Source organism: Microcystis sp. M44BS1, from assembly GCF_020244875.1.
Lineage (GTDB): Bacteria > Cyanobacteriota > Cyanobacteriia > Cyanobacteriales > Microcystaceae > Microcystis > Microcystis panniformis.
Window position 1 is genome coordinate 1 of sequence record NZ_JADBVM010000319.1, and the last position, 5,869, is coordinate 5,869.

7 protein-coding genes and 1 pseudogene are annotated in these 5,869 nt (G+C 49.3%); all 8 read left to right on the top strand.

Annotation, left to right across the window (positions count from 1 at the left end; translation table 11 throughout):
- The first annotated feature begins 521 nt into the window (after positions 1–521).
- Positions 522–959: a hypothetical protein gene (locus IM515_RS23550; protein ID WP_043997038.1), complete on the top strand. Its 438-nt coding sequence runs from the start codon at positions 522–524 to the stop codon at positions 957–959.
- A gap of 124 nt (positions 960–1,083) precedes the next feature.
- On the top strand, positions 1,084–3,330 hold the full coding sequence (locus IM515_RS23555; protein ID WP_287627782.1) for a heavy metal translocating P-type ATPase: 2,247 nt from the start codon (positions 1,084–1,086) through the stop codon (positions 3,328–3,330).
- A gap of 42 nt (positions 3,331–3,372) precedes the next feature.
- Entirely contained in the window at positions 3,373–3,657 is a 285-nt protein-coding gene (locus IM515_RS23560; RefSeq protein WP_002742126.1) for a hypothetical protein, read from the top strand.
- Positions 3,658–3,693: 36 nt separating this feature from the next.
- Positions 3,694–3,981, top strand: coding sequence for a DUF5132 domain-containing protein (locus IM515_RS23565; protein ID WP_287627783.1), 288 nt, complete (start codon positions 3,694–3,696; stop codon positions 3,979–3,981).
- A gap of 127 nt (positions 3,982–4,108) precedes the next feature.
- Entirely contained in the window at positions 4,109–4,336 is a 228-nt protein-coding gene (locus IM515_RS23570; protein WP_287698218.1) for a hypothetical protein, read from the top strand.
- Positions 4,337–4,348: 12 nt separating this feature from the next.
- Positions 4,349–4,624: a hypothetical protein gene (locus IM515_RS23575; RefSeq protein ID WP_287627786.1), complete on the top strand. Its 276-nt coding sequence runs from the start codon at positions 4,349–4,351 to the stop codon at positions 4,622–4,624.
- On the top strand, positions 4,602–5,450 hold the full coding sequence (locus tag IM515_RS23580; RefSeq protein ID WP_287627787.1) for an HMA2 domain-containing protein: 849 nt from the start codon (positions 4,602–4,604) through the stop codon (positions 5,448–5,450). Before IM515_RS23575 ends, IM515_RS23580 begins: the two co-directional genes overlap by 23 nt.
- Before the next feature lie 221 nt (positions 5,451–5,671).
- Positions 5,672–5,869 (top strand): annotated as a pseudogene (locus IM515_RS23585) (DUF1345 domain-containing protein); the annotation flags it as partial.

A 5,869-nucleotide genomic window follows, 5' to 3' on the forward strand; every position in this document is an offset into this window, starting at 1 on the left:
AAAAGCATTCCCAAATGCGTTTAACTGCTATGGGATAGAGAGGTGCGTAGTTCACCCAAGGAGAATCAATCTCTCGAAGTAAAAGTGAAGGGAATTTCTGAAATGGAATTCAGTCTGTCTATATTTGACTATACTTTTACTAACTATAGGCGGCTACATATCAGGCTCTCTTAGGTTTGGTGGGCAAAATGTATTCTAAGATACATTCCTCCTAGCGAGGGGGTGGAACGAACCACAAAGACACAAAGGACACAAAGATTGATCGATCCTATGTAAGTTAAACTTATCGCACAGAACCTAGAAGATCCCATATCAGGACAGTCAAGAGGCAAAAGGGGTAATAAATAATCAGTCTTTAATAACAGGATTTGGTATTACTACCCGGTGAGGAAAAAAATCGATCCGCCTCAAAACTCTGGCAAAATTTCACTTTTTTTAGTACAATGACCAAAAGTTAATTTACCCCTTGCCGAAAAATGTTAAAAATTCCTAACAAAGCCGCCCTCTTAGCGGCTGCAGCCTTGCTTTCCTTGCCCAGCTTGCCCATTAAGCCTGTTTTAGCCGAAGCACCCAGTCTAGGAAATGGCATTCTCTGCGTTGCTAGGGGGAAGACAGACAAAGGAACGAAAATCTATTTTTATACCTCTGTCATTGATAACGCATCGATCCAGAGAAAACGGCCCGTTGCCGTAACCATAGTGGAATCAGTGACAGACATTGCCGAAGGAGAGGTGGTGGTTATCGACAAAGAACATCAATCTATCACGATTGATGCCTTTGGAGCGGCCACTCCCCCACAAATGCAACCCGTGGGTCTTGCTCTAACAACCTATCAGGGCAATAATACCTTTAAAGGCAAGAGTCAAGCTGGTACTCCTCTAAGCTTTAGTTTAGACAACAATGATCGCGTCTTTAAACTTCAGCACGGTAATGTCAACTATACTGGGGTTTGCCACTAATCTCGACGAAGTACAGACAGCCTGCTTGCAGACACGAGTTCCGGGTTGATTCCCCGTCTTCCCTCCTGACAATAAAAAATGGTTGATGCCAGTGTCAGGCATATACTAACCAACACCCATCAAGATGACCTTCACAGACACTACAGAAAAAGTAATTGTCCAACCGGACATACTTAACGAAACCGCGGCAATTGTCCCCAAAGCTCACGAACCCTTCGACGTAGCTCGGGTCAAGTTTTCCCAAGACTATCAACTCCTTCACTCCCTCGAAGGACGCTGGCGGGTCAAGATCGAGCGCCTGGGTTACGATCCTGACTATGCCAGCAACTTAGTGGCAATATTAGAGGATAGTAATGTCATCGGACAAGTTCGCTGCAATGAGGCGGCTGAATCCCTGATTATTGAATACAATTACGAGGAAATTTCCCCCGAACAACTACGGGAATATATCCTACTCTCGATGGAAGAGGCCGATCGCGGCTATCTCCTAACCACCAAGGCAGCGACAGCACCAACATCCCACGAAATTAACTATTGGGAGCGGTTGGGCATTCCGGCTGCCAGTTTAGCCCTCGCTCTTGTCGCCTTTCCCCTAGAACTGCCCCCCTTGCTCGTTGGGGGGTTAATTTTAGCCGCCTGTCTGCCCGCCTACGGTCGAGCTTGGCAAGCCATCAGCGAAGAAAAACAATTGACCGTCGATTTCCTCGACTCCCTTGCCATCACCCTCAGCGCCGCCCAGGGCCATTTCATCCCCCCCGCCTTCATGATCAGTTTGATCGAATCTGGGGAAGTAATTCGCGATGTCACCGCTCGCTCCAGCGAACGCCAGACCCTAGATTTACTGGACAGTTTGGGCAAATACGCCTGGATCGAACAGGACGGCACAGAAGTACAAGTTCCCCTCAAAGAGGTAGAAGCCGGTAATATCGTCATCGTCTATCCGGGAGACTTAATCCCGATTGACGGCAAGATTATCCGGGGACAGGGATTAATTGACCAACAGAAACTGACGGGAGAATCGGTTCCCGTCCACCGGGAAGTAGATGATGAGGTCTATGCTTCCACCCTGTTAGTAGAAGGACAATTGGCAATTCTCGTGGAAAGGACGGGGAATAATACCCGCGCCGGGGTAGTCGTGGAACTGATGAAAGCCGCTCCTGTCCATGATACTCGCGTAGAAAACTATGCCGCCAAATTTGCCAACATTGCCGTGCTGCCCACCCTACTGATTGGGGCCGGCATTTTTGCTTTCACGGGAGATTTAGCCCGGACAACGGCCATTATCACCCTCGACTTCGGCACCGGCATCCGCGTATCTGTCCCCACCGCCGTCTTAGCGGGATTAACCTACGCTGCCCGGACCGGCGTTTACATCCGCAGCGGCCGGGCGATCGAAATGTTAGCAAAAGTCGATTGCGTCGTCTTTGACAAGACGGGAACCCTGACCCAGGGCAATGCTTCCGTCACCGACATTCAAGTTACCGCCGAGGGAGTTACTCCGGCAGAAATTCTCTGTCTGGCGGCCTCGGCGGAACAGGGGTTGAGCCACCCCGTCGCCCATGCCATCGTCCAACAGGCCCAACAACAGGGGACGGCAACGAAAACCTGCGAGGAGTGGGATTATCGGGTTGGCTTGGGAGTCGTTGCCCAAATCGAAGGGCGGCAGCTACTGGTGGGGAGCAGCCGCTTTATGAAAACGGAAGGAATCGACATTAGTGCCAGTGAGCAGTTTAAGACGGGAGGCGTTTCTCTGGCCTATGTGGCCCGGGATGGCATCCTAATTGGCGTTATCATGTATGCCGATCCGATCCGCACCGAAAGCCCTGGGGTAATTGCTGAGTTACACAAGCAAGGAATCAGCACCCATATGCTCACCGGCGATGTGCAGCAGGTAGCGGATGCGGTGGCCCAAGAGTTAGGAATGCGCGGGGATGAAGTCCACGCCCAAGCTTTCCCAGAACGGAAGGTAGAAGTGGTGCAGCAACTGAAAGCGCAAGGGAAAACCGTTGCCTTCATCGGCGATGGCATTAATGACTCCGCCGCCCTTGCCTATGCCGATGTCTCGATTTCCTTTGCCGCAGGGAGCGATATCGCTCGGGAAACTGCCGACGTGGTACTGATGGATAACGATCTCAGCGGCTTGACCCATGCGATCGGGATCAGCAAGGAAGTGATGGACATTATCTACCAAAATGCCTTAATTGTCGGCATTCCTAACTTTGGGGCGCTGGCGGTGGGGGTTCTCTTTGCCCTCGATCCGCTCCTAGCGATTATCATCAATAATGGTTCGGCTATTTTAGCCGGACTGAACGGCTTGCGCCCGGCCCTCGGTGGCGAGAAGACGACCTATCGAGATGCGGCGAACGTCTAACAGTCAAACAAAATCCAAAATCGAGCAAATTTGTGAGGTCTCATGGAATTTTTATTAGGTATTGAACCGATTTTCGCCCTAGGGGTTGGTTTGGCGGCACTGGCGATCGCTCCCGCTATTGGGGCCTTAAGCAACCCTGAAACTGGGGAAAAGGTCGCCGAAACAGGGCGCGACATGACCAAACAGGGAATCAAGTGGGGCGCAGAAGCCGCTGACACCGTGCAAACCTATCTGGCTGAGGCCAGCGAATCCTGGAACGATCTGGTAGCGGAAGCACAGGCCGAAATCAGAACCGCTAAAAAAGCTAAGGCAACTAGCGAAAAATAGACAGTTAATAGTGAACAACTCATTCAGGAGGTTTTTATGGAAGAATTACTGGTTATTGGCGGTGTTGGAGTCGTCGCAATTTTAGTATTGGGTTCCCTAGTTGGTTTAGTTAGTCCCCAGACCGGCAAAGCCATTACAGATACAGGTCGCAATGCGGCCAAAAGCGGTATCAAATTAGGGATGGAAGCTAGTGAAAAACTGCAAGCTACTTTTGCCGAAGCCGGTCAATCTTGGCAAGATTTAGTGGCGGAAGCGAAAGCGGAAACAGAGGTGGCAAGAAATACGACTAAAATCCCTTCCGTAGAGGAAACATCCCAATCCTAATCCCTAATTGACCGATCGAGAAACCCACTCGATAACTGCAATTTTGTAGGGGGGCATTTTCTTAGCCCCCTCCTTTAAAATCTCAAGGAAAGTATCAAGGAGGAGTTCGACAATGACCCGGGAATATATGCACGAACATTTGAAAGAGCTAATCGTTGAGAAGGCACTTCATCTCTGTTGCGACCCCATTGAAGAAATTGCCCGAGAATGGGCAGAAAAAAAAGACTTTAATCAAGGGGGAATTAATATTTTAAAAGATCCCCATCGCTATGAAAAGTATTTAGAAGAGGCCAAAGAAGTCGCCGACGAATTTAGAAAACATATCATTCAGTTTTTACCAGAAACTAAAAATTAGTCGCAGGGAAATGTGAACTCTCCTAACTTCAGTAATGGCAACTTAAAACTAGAGCAATTTTTAGTCTGTGGGTTAGGATATTTGGGACACCATTGCGTCGTCGCGCTCAAAGAATTCGCAGTCAATGTCTTGGCGAGCAGCGGGGATTTATCCCGCTTTTTCAAGACCTCTGCAATCCCTTCGGCTTTCAGCCAAGGGAGTCTCAATAAATCTACTGTAAAAGATGATAAAGTTCCTATTGTCAATGCTTATTGGCTAAATTATTATGGTATTTGGTGGCACGTCTGAATTTTCCGCAAATGCTACCCCCGGAATCTCCTATCAAGTGGTTAGCTCACTTCCTGGGCGAATCCGCTTGCGCGTCCCTTCCCTGCGCCAAAACCTAACAGGACAAAATATTCTCCAGGGAGCGATCGCCGCCCTAGAAGGCGTTACCAGCGTCCGCATCAACCCCTTGGCTAACTCAATCATTGTCACCTTTGCTGAAGGGAAAATTTCTCCCGCGCAATTAGAGCAAGAACTGGCAACCGCGATCGGCAAGGCCGCAGCTTCAGCGAACCCAGGGGCAGAAGTCCCCCAGAAAGCCGAATTCAAAGCGGAAAAACAAGTTCCCCGTCCCCCGGAAGAAAAATTGCCGGTGAGGGAAAATCTGGCCGATGCAAAGATGGGACAGAACCAAACAGTGATCAGTCCCCAGCTAGGAGAAAGTAAAGATGATAAAAATCCTCTAAAAGAGATAACGAGCCAAACTTTAGTTTATCGGCAGCTGGAAGCCTTACCCGTCAATTCTTGGCAGCGCCAGTGTCAAGAGCAGGCTGAATCGATCGAGAAACTAGAAGATCGCCTCGCCGCCTTACAGCCGGTGGCAGCGATCGGTTCAGCTTGGCTGAGGCGGTGGTACGTCCACAGTCCAGCAACCATAGATTGCGCTGCCAGCACCGGCAGTGGTGCGCTGGTGGCGTTCCCCAAAACCCCAGAGTCTGAGGCACAATGGCAAGAGTTGGCAGCGGGGCAAAGGCAGGCGATCGCTGAGTTGGAGCAATACCTTGCCGATGTCCAGCGCCTAGCCGTTATTGGAGAAGCTCGATTGAAAAAATATCGCAAATACCTTTAAAAGTTCCAAAATACAGGCTCGCAGTCTCTATTTCAGGTACGAGCAGCGCCACTGATTAGGCTTTGTCTGGGACTAAATTGCCAATTCGATCGAGAATTTTTACCCGAAGGGAAGAGAGGGGCCAGTTTACTGCCCTCACCGGAGAATTGACTGCTAGGCTATCCTGAGAAACCCATACCGTTTCAACTAAACTATATCTGTGAAAATCAAGGCTCTTAAAAATGACCGCCAAGCAAAAAATGATTTTTCGGCTGACTTCTCCCATCAACCGGTTTCTATTCACGCTGACAGTGGCAATTTTCGTTTATTTAATCACGGGAGAATTTTACCAGGAATTGCGGTTTCTCTTGGCTTACGATCTAGCGATACTAAGTTATTTGAGTGTTTTAGCAGTGCAAATGTCCAAAGCGACTGCGGAA